The 19,099-nt window shown below is 34.9% G+C and carries 19 protein-coding genes; 2 read left to right on the forward strand and 17 right to left on the reverse strand.

Annotated features, from left to right (window positions below):
• Nucleotides 1-197: 197 nt before the first annotated feature.
• On the reverse strand, nt 198-1,667 hold the full coding sequence (gene gltX / locus BMX09_RS06750; RefSeq protein WP_089747044.1) for a glutamate--tRNA ligase: 1,470 nt from the start codon (nt 1,665-1,667) through the stop codon (nt 198-200).
• A gap of 211 nt (nt 1,668-1,878) precedes the next feature.
• Entirely contained in the window at nt 1,879-2,736 is an 858-nt protein-coding gene (gene fba, locus BMX09_RS06755; RefSeq protein WP_089747047.1) for a class II fructose-1,6-bisphosphate aldolase, read from the reverse strand.
• A 382-nt stretch (nt 2,737-3,118) separates the two neighbouring features.
• On the opposite strand from fba, the gene BMX09_RS06760 reads away from it, so the two are divergent.
• The gene (locus BMX09_RS06760) at nt 3,119-3,808 is read left to right on the forward strand and encodes a DUF554 domain-containing protein (RefSeq protein WP_089747049.1); all 690 of its coding nucleotides are present in this window, start codon (nt 3,119-3,121) and stop codon (nt 3,806-3,808) included.
• 134 nt (nt 3,809-3,942) lie between these two features.
• Here the strand turns inward: BMX09_RS06760 and rpoE are convergent, their stop codons facing one another.
• The 12 genes from rpoE to BMX09_RS06820 all read right to left on the reverse strand — a co-directional run bounded on the left by rpoE (nt 3,943) and on the right by BMX09_RS06820 (nt 15,404).
• Entirely contained in the window at nt 3,943-4,569 is a 627-nt protein-coding gene (gene rpoE / locus BMX09_RS06765) for a DNA-directed RNA polymerase subunit delta (RefSeq protein ID WP_089747051.1), read from the reverse strand.
• Between the two features lie 47 nt (nt 4,570-4,616).
• Nucleotides 4,617-5,021: a DUF1934 domain-containing protein gene (locus tag BMX09_RS06770; RefSeq protein ID WP_089747053.1), complete on the reverse strand. Its 405-nt coding sequence runs from the start codon at nt 5,019-5,021 to the stop codon at nt 4,617-4,619.
• A 292-nt stretch (nt 5,022-5,313) separates the two neighbouring features.
• On the reverse strand, nt 5,314-6,909 hold the full coding sequence (locus BMX09_RS06775; RefSeq protein ID WP_089747056.1) for a PASTA domain-containing protein: 1,596 nt from the start codon (nt 6,907-6,909) through the stop codon (nt 5,314-5,316).
• Complete coding sequence (locus BMX09_RS06780; protein ID WP_089747058.1) at nt 6,902-7,576, reverse strand: ABC transporter ATP-binding protein; 675 nt, start codon at nt 7,574-7,576, stop codon at nt 6,902-6,904. The genes BMX09_RS06775 and BMX09_RS06780 overlap by 8 nt, the downstream gene beginning before the upstream one ends.
• Nucleotides 7,577-7,591: 15 nt before the next feature.
• Nucleotides 7,592-9,124, reverse strand: a complete 1,533-nt coding sequence (locus tag BMX09_RS06785) for an ABC transporter permease (RefSeq protein ID WP_089747104.1) — start codon at nt 9,122-9,124, stop codon at nt 7,592-7,594.
• A gap of 216 nt (nt 9,125-9,340) precedes the next feature.
• Nucleotides 9,341-10,600, reverse strand: coding sequence for a hypothetical protein (locus BMX09_RS06790; protein WP_089747060.1), 1,260 nt, complete (start codon nt 10,598-10,600; stop codon nt 9,341-9,343).
• A gap of 12 nt (nt 10,601-10,612) precedes the next feature.
• A complete protein-coding gene (locus BMX09_RS06795) occupies nt 10,613-11,443 on the reverse strand; it encodes a hypothetical protein (RefSeq protein ID WP_089747062.1) in 831 nt (276 codons plus the stop codon).
• Nucleotides 11,440-12,129: an ABC transporter ATP-binding protein gene (locus BMX09_RS06800; RefSeq protein ID WP_089747063.1), complete on the reverse strand. Its 690-nt coding sequence runs from the start codon at nt 12,127-12,129 to the stop codon at nt 11,440-11,442. Before BMX09_RS06800 ends, BMX09_RS06795 begins: the two co-directional genes overlap by 4 nt.
• On the reverse strand, nt 12,129-12,503 hold the full coding sequence (locus BMX09_RS06805; RefSeq protein ID WP_218138933.1) for a GntR family transcriptional regulator: 375 nt from the start codon (nt 12,501-12,503) through the stop codon (nt 12,129-12,131). The genes BMX09_RS06800 and BMX09_RS06805 overlap by 1 nt, the downstream gene beginning before the upstream one ends.
• A 360-nt stretch (nt 12,504-12,863) precedes the next feature.
• Nucleotides 12,864-13,202 carry a zinc ribbon domain-containing protein YjdM gene (locus BMX09_RS06810; RefSeq protein ID WP_089747066.1) on the reverse strand — a complete coding sequence of 113 codons (339 nt, stop codon included), beginning with the start codon at nt 13,200-13,202 and terminating at the stop codon, nt 12,864-12,866.
• Between the two features lie 27 nt (nt 13,203-13,229).
• Nucleotides 13,230-14,468, reverse strand: coding sequence for a peptidase U32 family protein (locus tag BMX09_RS06815; protein WP_089747068.1), 1,239 nt, complete (start codon nt 14,466-14,468; stop codon nt 13,230-13,232).
• 15 nt (nt 14,469-14,483) lie between these two features.
• Nucleotides 14,484-15,404 carry a peptidase U32 family protein gene (locus BMX09_RS06820; protein ID WP_089747070.1) on the reverse strand — a complete coding sequence of 307 codons (921 nt, stop codon included), beginning with the start codon at nt 15,402-15,404 and terminating at the stop codon, nt 14,484-14,486.
• Between the two features lie 385 nt (nt 15,405-15,789).
• Between BMX09_RS06820 and BMX09_RS06825 the strand changes: the two genes are divergently transcribed.
• Nucleotides 15,790-16,035, forward strand: a complete 246-nt coding sequence (locus tag BMX09_RS06825; protein ID WP_089747106.1) for a DUF896 domain-containing protein — start codon at nt 15,790-15,792, stop codon at nt 16,033-16,035.
• 65 nt (nt 16,036-16,100) lie between these two features.
• Here BMX09_RS06825 and BMX09_RS06830 read toward each other — a convergent pair whose 3' ends face one another.
• The 3 genes from BMX09_RS06830 to thiE all read right to left on the reverse strand — a co-directional run bounded on the left by BMX09_RS06830 (nt 16,101) and on the right by thiE (nt 19,097).
• On the reverse strand, nt 16,101-16,874 hold the full coding sequence (locus BMX09_RS06830; RefSeq protein WP_089747072.1) for a (S)-acetoin forming diacetyl reductase: 774 nt from the start codon (nt 16,872-16,874) through the stop codon (nt 16,101-16,103).
• Between the two features lie 770 nt (nt 16,875-17,644).
• The gene (gene thiD / locus BMX09_RS06835) at nt 17,645-18,469 is read right to left on the reverse strand and encodes a bifunctional hydroxymethylpyrimidine kinase/phosphomethylpyrimidine kinase (protein WP_089747073.1); all 825 of its coding nucleotides are present in this window, start codon (nt 18,467-18,469) and stop codon (nt 17,645-17,647) included.
• Nucleotides 18,462-19,097 (reverse strand): thiamine phosphate synthase, encoded by a 636-nt coding sequence (gene thiE / locus BMX09_RS06840; protein ID WP_089747075.1) that lies wholly within the window; start codon nt 19,095-19,097, stop codon nt 18,462-18,464. Before thiE ends, thiD begins: the two co-directional genes overlap by 8 nt.
• Nucleotides 19,098-19,099: the final 2 nt, after the last annotated feature.

The raw sequence follows: 19,099 nt of genomic DNA on the forward strand, positions 1-19,099 counted from the left end.
ACGCTTACGCTTTTCTCCTTGACAAATGTTTCCTACCTCTTTTGTGTGGTAAACAAGTCCACTAAGCCCTAATATAAATCTTTCAGATTTCTTTTAATAATTCCTCAACAACACTACTTGACGAAGAGCCATTTTCTCTTTATAAAAGTAAAAGCACCAAGTAAGTACTCGGAGCTTTTACTAAACTAGAACTACTCTTATAAGTTTTGTAACGCTCCTTCTAAATGAGCAATACTTGTTTCGCGTCCTAATAATTCAATTGTTTTACCAAGTTCTGGTCCATGTGATTGGCCACTTGTTGCTACACGAATTGGCATAAATAAGTTTTTGCCTTTAATTCCTGTTTCTTTTTGTACAGCTTTAATAGCTTTTTTGATTTCAGCTTCTTCAAATGGTTCAACAACTTTTAATTGTTCTTTGAAGGCTTCTAAGACAGTTGGTACTGTTTCACCAGCTAATACTTCTTTAGCAGATTCTTCAATTGCAAAGTGATCGTTTAAGAATAATGTTGATAGGTCAATGATTTCCCCTGCATAACTCATTTGGTCATGATATAGAGAAATTAATTTTGTTAACCAATCAATACGTTCTGGTGTTAATTCATCTTCTACGATGCCTGCTCTTTGTAATTGTTCAATACATAATGGCGCTAATTCTTCTAATGGAGTTTTCTTAACATATGTATTGTTAATCCATGATAATTTTTTAGAATCGAATGCTGCCGGTGATTTACCTAGACGATTTTCATCAAAGATTTTGATTAATTCTTCACGGCTAAAGATTTCGTCTTCGCCTTGTGGAGACCAACCTAATAAAGCGATGAAGTTAAACATTGCTTCTGGTAAGTAACCTAAGTCTTTATATTGTTCAATAAATTGTAAGATTGTTTCATCACGTTTTGATAATTTTTTACCTGTTTCAGAATTAATGATTAATGTCATATGACCAAAGCGTGGTGTTTCCCAACCGAATGCTTCGTAAATCATCATTTGTTTAGGTGTATTGGCGATATGGTCGTCCCCACGTAATACATGTGTGATTTCCATAAAGTGATCATCAACTGCTACGGCAAAGTTATAGGTAGGCATACCGTCACGTTTTTTGATAACGAAATCTCCTCCGATACTTTCCGCTTCAAAACTGATGTCACCTTTTACGATATCATCAAATTTGTATGTGTGACCTTTTGGTACACGGAAACGAATAACTGGTTCTAAACCTTGTGCAATAAATGCTTCCTCTTCTTCTTTTGTAAGGTGTGCATGTTTACCTGAATAGTGTGGCATTTCGCCATTTGCACGTTGTTCTTCACGTTCAGCTTCTAATTCTTCCGCTGTCATATAACATCTATATGCTTTATCTTCTGCTAATAACTGTTCAATTAGTGGATTATAGATGTCTTCACGTTCTGATTGACGGTAAGGACCTACATTACCTGGTTTGTCTGGACCTTCATCCCAATCCATTCCTAACCATGTTAAGTTTTCTAATTGACTTTGTTCACCATGTTCTAAGTTTCTTTTTTTATCTGTATCTTCAATACGGATAATAAAATCTCCTCCATGATGTCTTGCGAATAAATAGTTGAATAATGCTGTTCTTGCATTACCAATGTGTAAATGCCCAGTTGGACTTGGAGCGTAACGTACGCGCACTTTATCTGCCATTAATCTCTACTTCCTTCCTTGTTTATATCTCTTCCATTGTAAAACTTTTTGACTACTTTTACCATGGTTTTACGCTATTTTATTTAAGAAATTACTATTTTCGGAAAAAATAATTGATTTTTCATGTTTTTTCTATTTACATTATTTAGTTTTTCATAAAATTAAAAAAACTAGATAGTCATAGTGACTACCTAGTAAATTAATGGAAAAATTATGCTTTGTTTGTTGAACCAAACATATCCATTGTTTCTTTAGTTGTTTTAACGATTGCATCAAAACCAGGTTTGATAACTTTACGTGGGTCATAAACTTCAGCGTCTGTAGCTAATTTTTCACGAACAGCTTTAGTCCATTGTTGTTGTAACTCAGTGTTAACGTTGATTTTAGCGTGTCCACGTTCGATTGCTTTTTTGATTTGGAATTCTGGGATACCTGAACCACCGTGTAATACTAATGGAGCGTTTGTAGCTTCTGAGATAGCTAACATTTCATCGAATCCTAATACAGGTTCGCCAGCATATGTACCGTGAACTGAACCTAAAGCTGCTGCTAATGCATCAATTCCAGCTTCGTCAACCATACGTTTACATTCTGTTAAGTCAGCATATTGGATTCCTCCAGTAACGCCATCTTCAGTACCACCAACAGTACCTACTTCAGCTTCTACAGATACGCCTTTAGCGTGTGCGTATTCTACAACTTGTTTAGTCATTTCGATGTTTTCATCGATTGGGAAGTGAGAGTGGTCATACATTACTGAGCTGAAACCAGCGTCAATGTATGCTTTACAAGATTCAACTGATGAACCGTGGTCTAAGTGTAATGCTACAGGAACAGTAATATCCATTGATTCTAATAATGCATTTACCATTGCTGAAACTACAGTAGCTCCACCCATGTATTTACCAGCGCCTTCAGATACACCTAAGATAATTGGTGAGTTAGCTTCTTGTGCTGCTGTTAATACAGCTTGTGTCCATTCTAAGTTATTGATGTTGAATTGACCTACTGCATACTTTTCTTCTTTTGCTTTGTTTAACATTTCTGTCATGCTTACTAAACGACTCATGTTGTTTCCTCCTTGGAAGTTCAAATATTTTTAACACAATAATTATATCCTAAATTAGTATTTTTTTCCAGCGATTAGAATCGGTTACATGTAAATAATGAAAAACTTTTTTATCCTTTCAAATTGTTTTTCTTTTTTTCAATAGATTTTTTTAGGTAAATAGCGTGTTTTGCTCTTTTTTCAGATTAAGAATTTCTTAGAGTATGGCAGAGACTAACTTAATAAATGACAGTTGTTCACCTAACACCTTTTCACAGCTTAAACCTTTTCACTAAATGATTTTTACCATTCCTAATACATACGGCTATATAATTAAGTCATTTTTCTGTATAATGATAATAATATTATTACTGAATTTATCAGATGGGGAGATTTTTTATTCATGGGAACAATTATTAATGCACTCACAATTCTCATTAGTGGCTTAATTGGTTTAGCAGTGCATAAGGGGTTATCGCAACGGTTTATTGATACGATTATGAAAGCAATTGCCTTAGCTGTTTTTGGGATTGCCTTACAACAAGTCGCTCGTGACACAAATCCAATGGTCCTAATTTTATCATTAGTCTTAGGCTCTATTATTGGGGAAGCGTGTCAAATTGATTTACGGATTGCACAATTTGCTGGGTATGTACAAGCAAAATTCGCCTCTCATGGACAAAATGAGCATAATATTGCAGAAGGATTTATTTCAGCAACGATGCTTTTATGTATTGGTGCGATGTCCATTATCGGTTCGATTCAAAGTGGTTTATCGGGAGACAATAGTATGCTTTATACTAAATCAATTATCGATGCGATTTCTACTTTTATTTTAGCTGCTTCACAAGGTCCTGGTGTATTATTAGCGGCTGGTTCAGTGTTAATCTATCAAGGAACTTTAACGATTGCAGCTCACTTTTTATCACCTTTCTTAGGGCCAACGATTATTGCATCAATGTCTTCAGTTGGCGGTATCTTATTAATTGCTTTAAGCTTAAATATCTTAGAAGTGACCAAGCTAAAATTAATGAACTTTATTCCGGCTATTTTTATGCCAATTCTTTTAATGCCACTATTAGCTTTATTGTAAAAAGGTAGGATTGATGACTTTGGGTTGTCAGTCTTTTTTTGTGGTATTTTGGATGTATGGTTCCCTAATGCCACTTCATCACCTAAAAAAAAAACAGCTATGAGGTGCTATCACCCCATAACTGCTATAAGTCATTATAATTCGTCTTCTTCGTCTTCTTCATCATCGAAGTCATCAGAAATGATTGATAAGTCTTCATCAGCACTTACTTCATCTTCAATATCTTCATCAGCACCTAATTCACTTAAATCAGATTTGTATGCTTCTAATTCTTTAACTTCTACATCTTCGTCATCTTCTTCAACGTCGCCGTCTAATTTGATGTCGTCTTCTACATCGTCATCATCCTCTTCTGCATCATCATCAAGGATAATATCATCTTCTGGATCATCGTCATTGTAGTCAATAACATCTTCATCACCAAATGCATTAACTTTTTTACGTTTTTTACGACGTTTTTTCAATTCATCATCATCAATTGATGAAACAATCTCTTCATCGATTGAATCGATTGGATACCATGAGCGTAATCCCCAACGGTTTTCTCCTAATGAGATAAAGCTACCGTCAATGTTTAAATCAGTATAGAAACGAGTCATACGAGCTTCTAATACTTCATCAGATAATTCTAAGAATGCTTTGATTTCAGCCACTAATTGACTAAATTCTAACACTTCACCTGATTCTTCTAACATTGCATGAGCAACTTCAATCATTGATAATTCATTTTTATTAATACCTTCAAAAGCTTTTAATTCCAATAGGTACACTTCCTTTCAAAGTCTTCTGTCTTAGTTTACAACAACCATTATAGGAAATGCAACTTAACTTGGTAATCTCCTAAAATTTCTTCACCATTTTTAATTTTATAGGCCCATTCAAAGTGTTCTAACTCTTCTTTAGCATTAAATCGTGGTGTAATCTGTTCTGTGTGTGTTGCTAAGGGCATCACACCAGCTTGTGTTTGGTATAGGTATTCCACTTCTTCATCTAGTACAAATAACATCTTATTAACAGGTTGGCTACGTCTTGTTAATTGTACGACATGTTTTTTATCCCATTTGATTAACACAGGAATATCTGTCTTTTCTTCTTTATAGCGGATAAATAATGATCCATTCTTTTCAGTGACTAAAGCATCTTGCTTCATTGTCATTAATTGACGTTCGCCGTCTTGCGTAATAATTGTTACGACTTCTAATTGTTGTGTCATCTACTATTCCTCACATTTATTAAAGGTGAACTACTCATTAGCACAGGGTAATGAGCTTCCTGCTTCAAAGACTATATTCCGCTGTCTCCACAGGCATTCATTCGGACAGTTCTTGCCCTATAGTATTAGCTTATCTTATATCTACCTTATTCCACTATTAAAATATAATCTCATAACAGCAAACATATTCTAACCTACAGTATATCAGTTTTATAGGGTGTTCGTCTAGTACAATTATCCATAAAAAAAGAAAAAGTTGGAGAATTTTCTCCAACTTCTTCTTTTTGTCAATTTAGTTTGTTTCTAGTGCTTCTTTTTGAGTTGTTGCTGGTGTTTCTGGATTTGGTTCTGGTTGTGGATTGAATTGATACTGACTACCATTACTAATACCAAAACTCACACTAAATGATAATCCCATATAACTGCCGAATGGACTTTGCTCTACAATTGTCCCTTTTGCTTGGTCGGAATCAACGTAATAAGTTGAATAATTAACGGTTACACCTTTTGAAGTGAATGTATCATAAATGATTTTTTGTAATTCTGATTCATTTGTTCCACGTAAATCAGCTAGATAGGGTTTGCCTAGTGAGTAGATTAAAGTAATCGTTTTTTCATCTTTTTCACCTAAAGCAGTACCGCCTGCTAGTGATTGACTAATTAATTGACCATATGGCACTTTTGTATTGTAGCGTTGTTTAATGATTGGTGTCATCCCTGGTACACTTCCAGCTTCTTCTTGGGTTAGATTATAGTAATTTGGTACAATAATGACTTCCCCTGTTGACACAACAATCGCCATTTCATCTTTTTTGGCTAGCTTTTCTCCTGGCGCAATAGATTGTGTGATAATCATACCAGTTGGAACTAATTTGCTTGGTTCTTCATTAATGGTTAAGCTAATATCATTTTTCTTTGCCCATGCTTCTACTTCCATTTTGGCTTTTTCTTTAAAGTCTGGTACATCGATATTCTTTTCAAACGTTTCTTTTCCTTTTGAATAGCTGATGGTTGCTTTATCTTTACGGCGATAATTCGTATTCGTTACAGTGTCTTTATCTTTAAATTCAATGGCGATAAATTTATTTTCTTCGATCTCATCGCTATATTTTTTCGTGATTTTTAGATTGTCAGCAAGGTGTTCTTTTGCCCAATCTTTTGCTTCTTGGAAACTTAATTCATTAAAGTCTGGTAATATTAAGACTTCTTCTGGGTCAGCCCCTTTTGAAGCAGTGATTGTTAAATCAGATTTTTTGCGAATACGTTTGCCGGTTGGTGTGCTTTGTTTTAAGATAAATCCCGCTTCAACATCCGTACTATATTCTTGTTCCAGCACAATCTCAACTTGATGATCTTTACCCCATTTTTTTGCTTCACTAATGGATTGATTGGTAAAGTCAGGTACTTTCACATGCATCATAAAGTAGATGGCTATCCCTATTAAGACTAGCACTACTGCCGATACAATTCCTATTATCAGTTGTTTTTGACGTTTCTTTTGTTGATAAGTTGGATCAAATTCGACTTCTGGTTCGACTTCAAAAGAGCTTTTTCTAGTTGTTCGTTCTGCTTGTAGCTTTTCTTCAACATCAACAGATTGGGGATTGCTTCTTTTTTTAGTGTTTTGATCTGCTTTGGTAGCATCTTTTTGTTCCCACGAGCGAGAAGGATTAACCGCAGAACGTTTGCGTCTTTCTTGAGGTTCCAGCGCTTTTTCTTTCGCTAAATGTCTTTGTAAATCTTGAGCCGTTATCTGTTCCTTAGAAGTTTGTCTAGGTACTTCAGAAGAATCAACTAGCTTTTTCTCCTTTTTTTCATTAGTAGGAGTCTTTTTTTGATTAGTTTTATGATAGTTATCATTTGAAAAGTTACTTAAGAAATCACTCATAAGCTTTTAATTCTCCTTTTTTCAATAATAACACTTCATCCGCATAATCAGCAATTTCTGTTGAGTGAGTGACCACAATAACACATTTATGATGTTCATGCGCTAGTGTTTTTAGGATTTCAACGATTTCCATTTCCATTGCTTCATCTAAATTACCAGTTGGTTCGTCTGCTAGAATAATGTCAACATTGGTAGATAAAGCACGCGCAATTGCTACACGTTGCTGTTCTCCCCCTGATAGGCGCTTCACCTGACGATTTGCTTTTGTTTTTGATAAGCCGATATAATCTAGTAAATTACTTGCGACTTCTTTTTTATTTTTTGGTAATTCATTTTCGGTAATATCCATTGCCACTAAGACATTTTCAGTTGCGGTCATATATGGAATTAAATTATAACTTTGGAAGACCATCCCAATATTATTACGGCGGAAGTTATCCATACCAATTTGCGTGATATCTTTACCTTTATAATAGATATTGCCGCCTTTGGGTTGTTCTAGGGCACTAATTAATGATAGGAAAGTTGTCTTACCTGAACCTGACTGACCTAGGATGACATAGAATTTACCTTCTTCAAAGCTGGTATTTGCATCTTTTAAAATATAACGTCTTGTATCTGCATCTTGATAGTAATAGTTTAAGTTTTTCGTTTCTAAAATTGCCATTATCTATTCCCCTCCCTATAATAAGATCTTCTTCGGATTCAAACGCACTAGATAAGTCATTGGAATAATGGTTGCGACAATTACTGTCCCTAAACCAACTCCATACATTGTGCCAATATAAGCCGGCGTAATTTTTACTTCATAGGCTTCTACGACATCCTCAGTTGTTACATCTGCATCGAAGCCATTCATGCTATAACTATAACCACCCATTAAATCATCTTCTTGTTGCGCTACTTGTTGCTCAATCAAACCTGTTGAGACATTCTTAGCGATTAAGTTACCACTGAAGACTGCTAGAGTAATCGCAATAAGTGAAATAGTTAAGACTTCCGCTAGCATTTGACCGACTACTTTACCTTTTTTCTCACCAATTGCTAAGTAAATACCAAATTCTTTTTTACGATCACGTAAGAATAATAAGACTACTAAAGTAATAATAATCACAGTCGCTACTACAGCTGCAATCATTACGAATTTTGCAATTTTTGATACAGATGCTACTGGACCAGCAATTTCTTCATATTGATCCGAATTTGCTTTTAAGATAGAGTACTCTGGTAATAATAACTGGGCTTCTTCTTTAAATGCTTCTACATCTTCTGGTTTTTCTAAAATATAGATTGGATCATAAAATTCAAAATCATCAACCTCTTGAACTTCTTCACCATTAGCTTCGGCTTCAGCCACATAAGCTGCATAAGCTAATTTAGAAATTTCTCTCACATAACCATTTGGTACATAGATTTTATTTACTTTTTCTTGTTTTTGGTATGCTAACATATGCTCATCTTGTTTTTTACCTTCTACTTTATCCTTAATCGTTAAGTCTTTATAAATCCCAATAATTTCAATTGGTAAATCATATTGTTCTTTGACAAAGCCTTCTTCAGTTGGTTCTTTGTCATAATCAAGCTCATAATATGTTAAAGGCATTTTATCGCCGACTTTTAGATTATTTAATTCAGCAAGTTCTTTAGAGATTAACCCAACACTTGCGCCAGCTTCAATCTCTTCTGGTGTAAAGACACGTCCTTCTACTAATTCTGCACGACCTTCTTCAATTGCTAAGACTTTATTGTAATGAATCCCTTGCGTATTAAAGGCATAATATTTTTCGTAACCATCTGGTGAGAGGCCTCCTTCTCCTTCCATTTGTTCACGTTCTTCTTGAATGATTGGATCAACATAGGCTTTCATGGATTCTGAACCTACTGTACCATAACTTGTATAGTCATAATTCTTCACATATGGTAATTCCCCTATTTTAGTGACTACTTCTTTGCTTGGTGGGGTAATAGTGTCATATATTGATTCTACTTGTTCCGGATCTTCTTCCATTAGTTGATCAATAGCCTCATGATCCATCTCTATCGTTACAACTGCTCCTAGTTCTGACTTGATCTTTTCAGCAACTTGCTTACTACCGTCTTGGATTGCTAAAGCCCCCGCAATAACATTCGCTAAGACAAAAATAATAAAGAATAATAAAATTGACTTCCCTTTATTTCTTGCGATACTAATTCTTGCACGTTTTAAATAGTTCATCTCTTCCACTCCTTTATAATTATTTACTACCTTCATTCTACCAAACTATCCCCTTTTAGAAAACGCTTAATCTACTTTATCCTAACTCTAAAAAAGATAAGTTTTAGAAAAAGAACCGTTTAGATAGATTTTTATATTATTTTTTCGATATTTTTCTATTTTCTCCGTTTTTAAAAATAAGGCTGATGGTATTTATCCATCAACCTTATTTTTACATTAATACATTGAATAATTTAATAAGTATAATTCATCGCCTTCAGTTGGATGAGCTAATTGAATCGTACCTTCATAAATCACGCTTTCACTATCAATATCATAAACCATATAATGAATACCTTGCTCAATGTTTTCTGATACGGCAATTTGATTAGTTCGATAGATGCGTTCCCAACGAGTATTTTCTGTTATAGGATATTCAAGGACTGTTTGATAGACTTGTTCTTTTGTATCCCATTTTGCCACAATTAATTGATGCGGATAAGTAGCGACTGGTTCCATATCTGTGTCTGATTCTTCTATCTGAACAAGATGATCATCTGCTTGATTTTTTTCTTCTATGTTCGCATCCTTAAGAGTAGCGCCTTTTGGTAAGACTTCTAATAATTCATAATGCGTACCATTAGCAAAGACATTATTGGCATTAAAGAGTTTTTCACCATATGAATTATTAATATATTCATGTTGTCCTAATGCTTCAAATTGATTAGAAAAGACATCATATAAATAATAAGAAATACCTTTTTGCTCTTCATCTTCTTGAGACTCTCGATAGACTCTAAATGGAATAGCTTTTTCATTAATCGGTTGTTCTGTTAGACTAATTTCTTGTGTAGCAATTTCTTTTGGTAATTCCACTGTTTCAATGTCACCAGCTTCTCCTGTAGTGGTTGAAATCATTAATTTTTTCATTGCAACCTCATTTGAAATACTACGATGTTCCTCTAACATGACTAAACCAAATTCTTCTTGATTGAATTGACCACTAACCTCAATAAAACAATACCCCTCAGACGCACTAATAGCATATGTCAATTTTTGATTCTTTTTAATCGCTTTTTTACCATCATATAATGAATAGCGAATGGTTACGATATTACTATCTAAGTCATTATTGACCTCATAATATAATGTATTGCCATTTGGTAGGGCTTGATAATACCGTTCAGTTGGACGTGCCCATAATGGACTATCACTACGCGGATTATCTTGTTCCATACCTTCATAATTCACATAATTATTAAATTCACTTTTCCCTTGATAAAATGATATATTTCTTGGGAAGTTTTTACCGTATTTCTTTTCATTTTCATATTCAAAATTTAATTGTTTGTTCTTAATAAACGCTTCATCACCTTTTGTAGTGGTAATAGTTAATGCTGGTACTTGGCGTTGATCAATATTGGGTGCTGCTACCATTGATACTAGTGATAGTCCGGCACAAATACTCACCACACTTGCAAAAATTCTATTTTTCATATTTCCCACCTCCTAGACTGCAATATAGTGATTTAATAAGTGACGTGACACTAAGGTATTGATACATAAAAAGATTGCTAATACAATCGTCATCACCCAGCTTATTTCACTACTTGTTAACATTAAATTTGTGATTAAAAAGATTAAACCAGCGATATAGATGCCATACACCAATACGTTTAACACCATAACGCCAATAGACTGAACTTTTCTTAAATGACGGCTTGACATCGCTAAAATAACCAATTGGAAACAAGCGCTCACCACACAAATCCCTACGCCATATGTGATTAAAAAGTTCATCCAAGTTGCTGGATACAATACTTCTAATGGATTACCAAAAATACTACTTCCTTGAGTAAAGAGATACCAATTGTTCGCCGTATTCACTAACTGATCACCAACAATCCAACTAGCAAGATTTATAAAGATGGTCAATAACACTATTTCTAACCCTAATAAGATTAAAATCATCATGATGATAGTAGTGAATTTTGCCCAATAGACACTCATACGACTGCCCGGTAACATTAATAAACGATAGATTGACTTGCCTTGTCTATACCATTCTTTAAACCAAATATAGAAAATATAGGCACCAATTAAAGCGACACTCCCCATAATTGATAAGACAAACCAACCATTCATAATCGTAGCAAAATCACATTTCACCATGTCTATTGGAAGTGCTTGATTAATATTCAACTGAAGCACTCGTTTATAATCACGAATCATCTGGATAAATGATACTGATTGTAAAAGAGTAACCCCGACAACTAAAATAGCAATTAACTTTTTACTATTTTCTAATTCATATGCTAATAATTTTAAATATTTTTTCATGGTAGATACACCTCTCTCATTACATCGACGATTGATTTACCTTCCATTTCACGAACTTCTTCAGGATAAAATTCTTTAATCACTTTTCCCTCATCCAGTAAAACAGCTTTATCAACCAAATACTCAATGTCATTAATTTCGTGAGTCGTAATTAAGACCCCTTTATCTTCTACTAAACTACTAGTAAAGACGGCTGCGATTTGCTCACGAGTGAAAACATCAATCCCTGAAAAGGGCTCATCCATTAAGACAAAATCGACATCCAAGGCTAATCCTAATAATAAATTAACTTTTGCCACATTACCTTTTGACAAAGAATTAATTTTGGCATCTTCTTCTAATCTAAAGAACGTTAACAATTCTTGCGCTTTCTCCTCATTCCAAACAGCATAAAAATCAGCCATATAATCCATCGCTTGACGAACACTATAAGCTTTATTCACAATAATCTCATCTGGAATATAAGAAATATGATTATAAAAATCTTGTGGCTTCTCCTTACCATCTAAAGTAATCTTACCGCTGTTAATCGGAATCAAATTCATAATGGCATTCATAATAGTTGTCTTACCAGTACCATTTACCCCGATTAGACAAGTAATTTCTCCTTTTTTGGCTTTAAAGCTAATATCATTTAAGACTTGCTTTCTACCGTATCTTTTCGAAACATTTTCTAGTTGTAACATTATTCTCCCACCCTTCCTTCATAATAGTCATGGATAATATCAATAATTCTTTCTTCTTTTAGTTCAAATGGTCCGATTTTTTCAATAAAATCAATCACCGCTTGTTCAATTAATTCTGTACGTAATCGTTCTAATAATTGACGATCTTCCGTTACCTTGCTCAATGAATTTCCCTCCGTATAGATTAGCCCCAGTGCACTCATTTCCTTATAAGCTTTTTGCACAGTATTGGGATTGACTCCCCATTCTTGCGCTAATTCACGTCTTGACGGTATTTGACTTCCAGGAGCTAATTTACCTGACGCAATGGCTTGTTTGTAATAATCAATAATTTGTTCGTACACGGGTAAACGTTTATCTAAGCGTATCTCCAACCTTACCACCTCCTATGTGTTACACATATAATACACAACCTACAAAAAAATTTAAGCCCTCATGTACCATTCGAGTAGTACACCACGATTAAAAAAAATCAAACCGACAAATCCGGCGAATCTTCCTTCTACTTGTATTATATTAGTAGTACACCTAGAAGTCAAGTCTCATTATAAACGATTTTGGCCAAATTACATACTACTCAATTCATAGATTTCAATAATAAATGATACCTGATATTTGTAGATAGATACTCGATAACTAATTTCCTTTTAAATTCATAGCTATATTTAGCCATAAAAATCTCCAAAAATCAAAAAAACCACCTATCCCTAGGTGGCTACTCACAAAAACTGTGATTAGATTTTTTTAACGAATTCTGATTTTAATTTCATAGCGCCAAATCCATCAACTTTACAGTCAATATTGTGGTCGCCTTCGCAAATGCGGATACCTTTCACACGAGTACCTTGTTTAATGTCTTTTGGAGCACCTTTAACTTTTAAATCTTTAATGATTGAAACAGTGTCGCCATCTGCTAAACGGTTACCATTTGCATCGATTGCTACGATTCCTTCTTCTACTTCTTCAACTTCTTTTGGATCCCATTCATGAGCACATTCTGGGCATACTAATAATACACCATCCTCATAAGTGTATTCTGAATTACATTTTGGGCAATTTGGTAAATTTTCCATATTCACATATCTCCTTTAAAATAAATTTTATCGACGTTTTCTAATCATATCTAATGGTTTAACTGGTTGTGAGACTTTCATCTTACAAATCATCATCGCATGTGGCGCAACAGTGATCTCTTCACCATCTTCATCCCACAATTGTTCTAATGTTTCTTCGTGATGACGCATACCAGGGCCATAGAATTCGATTGTGTCGCCAACTTTGAAATTATTACGTTGTTGTACGACCGCCATTTGTGTTGCTTCATCATATTCCAATACTTGACCTACAAAGGCGTATTGTGGAATTTGACGACGCTCACCAAATAATTGTTCTTGTTCGCTAGGTGTTTTATAGTAGAAACCTGTCGCTAATTCACGTTGGGCAACTTTCCATAATTCATCTAACCATTCTTGCTTGAATTCGTAATGATCAGGATCTTCACAATAACTATCAACAGCAGCACGATAGACATTTGCAACAGTTGATACATAGTGAATTGATTTCATACGACCTTCAATTTTAAAACTATCGACTCCTGCTTCAATTAAGTCAGGTAAGTTGCGAATCATCGCTAAGTCAACAGCACTCATTGAGAATTTTTCTTCGATACCTTCTTCACCAGCACCTACATCACGGTGGACTCCAGCAAGTGGCATATCGAATAAACCGTATTTCCAACGACAAGATTGCGCACATCCGCCACGGTTGGCATCACGATGAACCATGTGATTGGATAGTACACAACGTCCTGAATAAGAAATACACATTGCGCCATGAATAAATGCTTCAATTTCAACATCAACTTTATCTTGCATCTCTTGAATTTCTTGCATTGATACTTCACGGGCTAACACGACACGTTCTAAACCTTCATCTTTCCAGAAGTTTAGTGTTTCGTAGTTTGAAGCAGATGATTGAGTTGATAAGTGAATTGGTAAACCCGGCGCTTCTGTTGCACAAATTTCCATTAAAGCCATATCGGAAATAATTACAGCATCCACACCAATTTCGCGTAATGTTTTAAAGAACTCACCAGCTCCTTCTTCATCACCTTCATGAGTAACCATATTGGCGGCTACGTGAACACGAGCGTTATGCGCATGAGCAAATTCAACTGCTTCACGCATTTCATCATAATCAAAGTTCCCCGCACGACTACGTAAACCATATGCTTCTCCACCAATAAATACGGCATCTGCACCATATAAAATAGCTGTTTTTAACTTTTCTAATGTGCCACCGGGGGCTAGGACTTCCGGTTTTTTCAAAATTTTTCTCATCTTTGTATCCTCTTTCTATTTTACGTCTTCTGGATTTAATACATAAAATCCTGGATCTAATGTACGGACTTCTGGATGTAATTGGCGAATTTTTTGAGCTAATAAAAATCCTTGGTTACTATCCCATGTACCTGCATTAATCTTATCTCTAGCATCAACAAATAAACGAGCAATCTTAACAAAATTCTCACCTGGAGAAAAAATGCCATCTAACTTCCATTGCTCAACACCCATTTCTGCTAATTCATGTAAATATTCTGCTAATAATACATCATCCGAAGCGAAAATATGTGTTCCATTTATATCTTGGTAAATTCCATAATGCGAATCATCTTTTTGTGGTTCAGAGATAAATAATTCTCTTTGTTTGGCTGGGGATTCTTCACGCTCAATATAATTGAAGTAATTTTGTAATAGTGGACGTTTTGATTGGTGAATACATGTCGCACCATAGACTAATACTTCAACCGGGATTGTTGCGTTTTTTGCCAAAATTTTCATTGATTCTCTTGGAACTTCACGTGCAACGACTGCAGATACTGCACCACGTTTTGCCCAAAAGTTAATATGTTTGCTACTGGTTACAATTACTTGTGCATCATAATTGAAAGGAATGTTATATTCTTCCTGTTTCATCACTTGCATAACACCAGGGTCTCCCACCGAGATAACGTCTACATCGATAGATTTTAAAAACGTTAAATATTCTGGAAGTTTTTCAATACGGTCATTATGAAAAATAGCATTCACAGCAACTGTTACTTTTTTACCATATTCATGCGCTAGAGACGTTAATTCAGCTTGTTCTTCACGTGAAAAAGACGTCGGCAGTCGTAAACCAAATTCATCCTCCCCAAAATATAGTCTATCTACGCCTGCTTCTAGCAATGCTTTTGCTTGTGGAATGGATTCCACTGTTGCAATAATTTCTGTCATCTCAGAATCTCCTTATCTCTCAAATACTACTTTAAGAAGAATATCATAAAACCGTAGTGATATCTAGTACAAGGCTTATCAATCTGTATTATTTTCGCTTACTACAGCATACTACAAATAAATTTTTCTACTAATAAATTACCCATTTTACTAACTTTTCACTAATTACACCAAAAAAATAGTACAGTTAACTCATTTTTCGTAAAATCTGTATCATATTCCGAGCAAATTCCTTCCATATAAGGCTATCCTTATTTTAAAAAAAATGAATTTTTCAGTACTTTTCTAGCGAGATGCTTGACACTGACATGCTTTATCAGTAGAGTTAAAGACGAAGATTTTAGTAATTTTACTAAAACAATCGGAGGAGGAATAAAAGATGGAAATGGATCAAATTTTAAGCGAGTTAAAAGTATTATCAGCTAAGAAAAAAGCTGGCACAATTACTCCAGAAGAAGTCGAAAAACAAAAAGCTTTACGTGAAGAATATATGACAATCTTCCGCAGCGCTCTACGTGGACATATTGAAGGAATTAAAGTTGTCGATAATGATGGAAATGACATCACTCCTGACAAATTAAAACAAGTACAAAAAGAAAAAGGGATTCACGGACGCCACTTAGAAGACTAAACCACAAAAAAACTGCTAGCTTTCTTACTCGAAGAAGCCAGCAGTTTTTTATTTGATTGTATATTTTAATGGAATTGCATCCCGCCATCGATAATTAATGTTTGACCAGTCATACAATTTGAATCTTTGCTTGCTAAGAATGATACGCCACCAGCGATTTCTTCTGCTTCTGTTAATTCGCCTAATGCAATATTTTTAGAGAATTGTTCCATTCCCCATTCGTCATCCATGCCTGCTTCTAAACCAACTTGATGCGCAATATCATACATCATTGGCGTCTTAACAATCCCTGGTGCGAATGCATTAACCGTAATGCCTTCTGGTGCTAAGTCACGAGCTGTAACTTGTGTAATGCCACGAACGGCAAATTTTGTTCCTGAATATAATGCTAAGTGTGGGTTACCAACAACGCCTGCTTGAGAAGTTGCGTTAATGATTTTACCACCGTGACCGAATTTTTTGAACATTTTATAAGCTGCTTGTGTACCCCAAATAATACTAGCAACATTTACGTGATAGACTTTATCGAACATTTCTGGTGTAATTGTTTCGATTGGTGTTGTAGGTCCTAAGCCTGCATTATTAACTAATACATTAAAGTCACCGAATTTTTCAGCAACAGCTTCTACACTTTCAATAAATTGTTCACGATTAGCGACATCTAATTGAACAGCAACTGCTTCTCCACCGTTTTCTTCAATTTCTTTAGCGACTGCAACGGCGCCTTCTTCATTCATATCAGCAACGGCAACGACAAATCCATCTTTTGCTAAACGATGACAAATCGCCGCCCCAATCCCTTGTGCTCCACCTGTAATAAATGCTACTTTTCTTGACATATTAACAACTCCTATCAGATTATTATGTTATTATATCTGTCTTTCGACAATTAGAATTCTACCACCTTTTGTCTATTTGTGCAATGGTTAACAAATAACTTTTTCAATTGTTTTTTCTAAAAAATCAAGCTCGCTTTTTAGCTAATGCTCAATCTTATTTAGCTTGGTTTTTATTATCATTACCAGTTAGCATTCCGCCTCACTATTATCTAACCTTCTATCACTACTACAATAAAGATTCAACCCAAGCTTTTCTCTTTTACTAGTGAAACAGGACCACTTATCTGCCTTATAGTAAGAATTCTCCGTCTAACATATAAATTGGTTGCGACAAAAAAATATACCCTTCATTTATTTTCACAACAAATACCGTTATTTTCTAATGATTATAAAAAGCGCCTTAAAGATAATGTTTACGCTTAATAAAATTTTCTTTTTTTAGAAATTCCCCGTATTTTTATTTACACATTGTTAAATGATTAACGAACTTATTATATATATTTGGTATTTTTTCTCCATTTCGTTTTTAAAAAATCCGTTTTTATATAATTTTGGTTTTATTTGTGAATTTACGGCTGAAAATATGACTATTTCACAAAGTTCACGCTCATTCTTTTCACAAATAAAAACAACTTTTAAGCCTTTATTCATTTAATTGTCTATTATCGAGGTGGTTTTGCATTATTTTAAGTGATAACTAGCTATTTATTACATAAAAATAGCAAACTAAGTTAGAAATAGCTTAGTTTGCTGACTGATATCATTAAGATTTATACTTTAGTTACTTGAATATCATCGATAATTGTGGCCCAATGATTAGTTGGTCCATGTCCATGTCCGACATAAATTGGTTGACTAATAGCAGCTTGAATAAATTGTTTCGCCGTTATAATAGCTTGTTCTAAACTTTTACCCTTCGCTAGTTCTGCGGTAATACAAGCTGAAAAAGTATCGCCTGTACCATGAGTATTGGCTGTTTCAATTCTTGGAGCTGTTAGCCAAAATTTTGTACCATCTTCCAATAAGACAAAATCGCTTGCTTCTCTTTTTTGGCTATGACCACCTTTAATAATCACATTTTTAGCGCCTAGCTCTTGTAATGTGGCTGCAGCAGCCATCATTTCTTCTTCTGTTGTAATCTTTTCACCAATTAAGACTTCCGCTTCTGGTAAATTAGGGGTTAATACAGTGGCGATTGGCAATAATTCTTCTTTAATAGTAGCGACTGCTTCTTCTTCTAATAATGGATGTCCACCTTTCGCAATCATTACCGGATCGACAATTAATGGGCCAAAATCAACCTGTTTATACATCTTTACAACTGTCTTTACAACTGCACTATCCGCCAACATCCCTGTTTTAGCTGCTCTAATATTAAAATCACTTGCTAAAGAGTTAAATTGCGCTTCAATAAAGGATTCTGGCACGGCAAAAGCATCTTGTACACCATATGTATTTTGGGCAGTTAACGCTACAAAGATAGACATTCCAAAGACTTCTCGAGCTTGAAATGTTTTCAAATCAGCTTGAACGCCCGCTCCTCCACCTGAATCAGAACCCGCAATCGTCACTACTTGTGGTGTTTGATTAATCATGGTTTATCACCTCCTGAATGGTATTCTGCAATTCTTGAACCTTTTCAGCCACATTTCTAGCTAACATAATCTCCGACACAACTGCAACACCCGCAATACCTGTACCTTTTAAGTGTGCAATATTATCCACTTTCAAGCCACCAATCGCCACAACTGGCACCTCGCTATTAGCGCAAATACTCGTTAAAGTCTCTAAGCTAACTCTTGCAGTATCTTTCGTAGCTGTTGGATAAATCGCCCCCACACCAAAATAATCTGCCCCCTGATCCATAGCTTCATTAGCACGTTCTAAAGTCTTTACCGAAACACCAATAATTTTATTTGGTCCTAAAATTGAGCGCGCAATATCAACCGGTAAGTCCTTATCACCAATATGTATTCCTGCCGCATCAACCGCTAAACAAATATCTAAACGATCATCAATAATTAATGGAATTTGGTATTCATCGCAAATCACCTTAACTTCTTGCGCTAATTGATAATAGTCTCTTGTTTCTAATTCTTTTTCTCGTAATTGAACAATACTCACACCATTACAACAGGCCGTTCTAATTCTTGTTAGAAATTCTTCTTTAGAAAAATCATACCGTCCTGTTACTAAATAAGTCTCTAAACATGCTACTTCCATCC

The organism is Granulicatella balaenopterae, assembly GCF_900111135.1.
Lineage (GTDB): Bacteria > Bacillota > Bacilli > Lactobacillales > Aerococcaceae > Granulicatella > Granulicatella balaenopterae.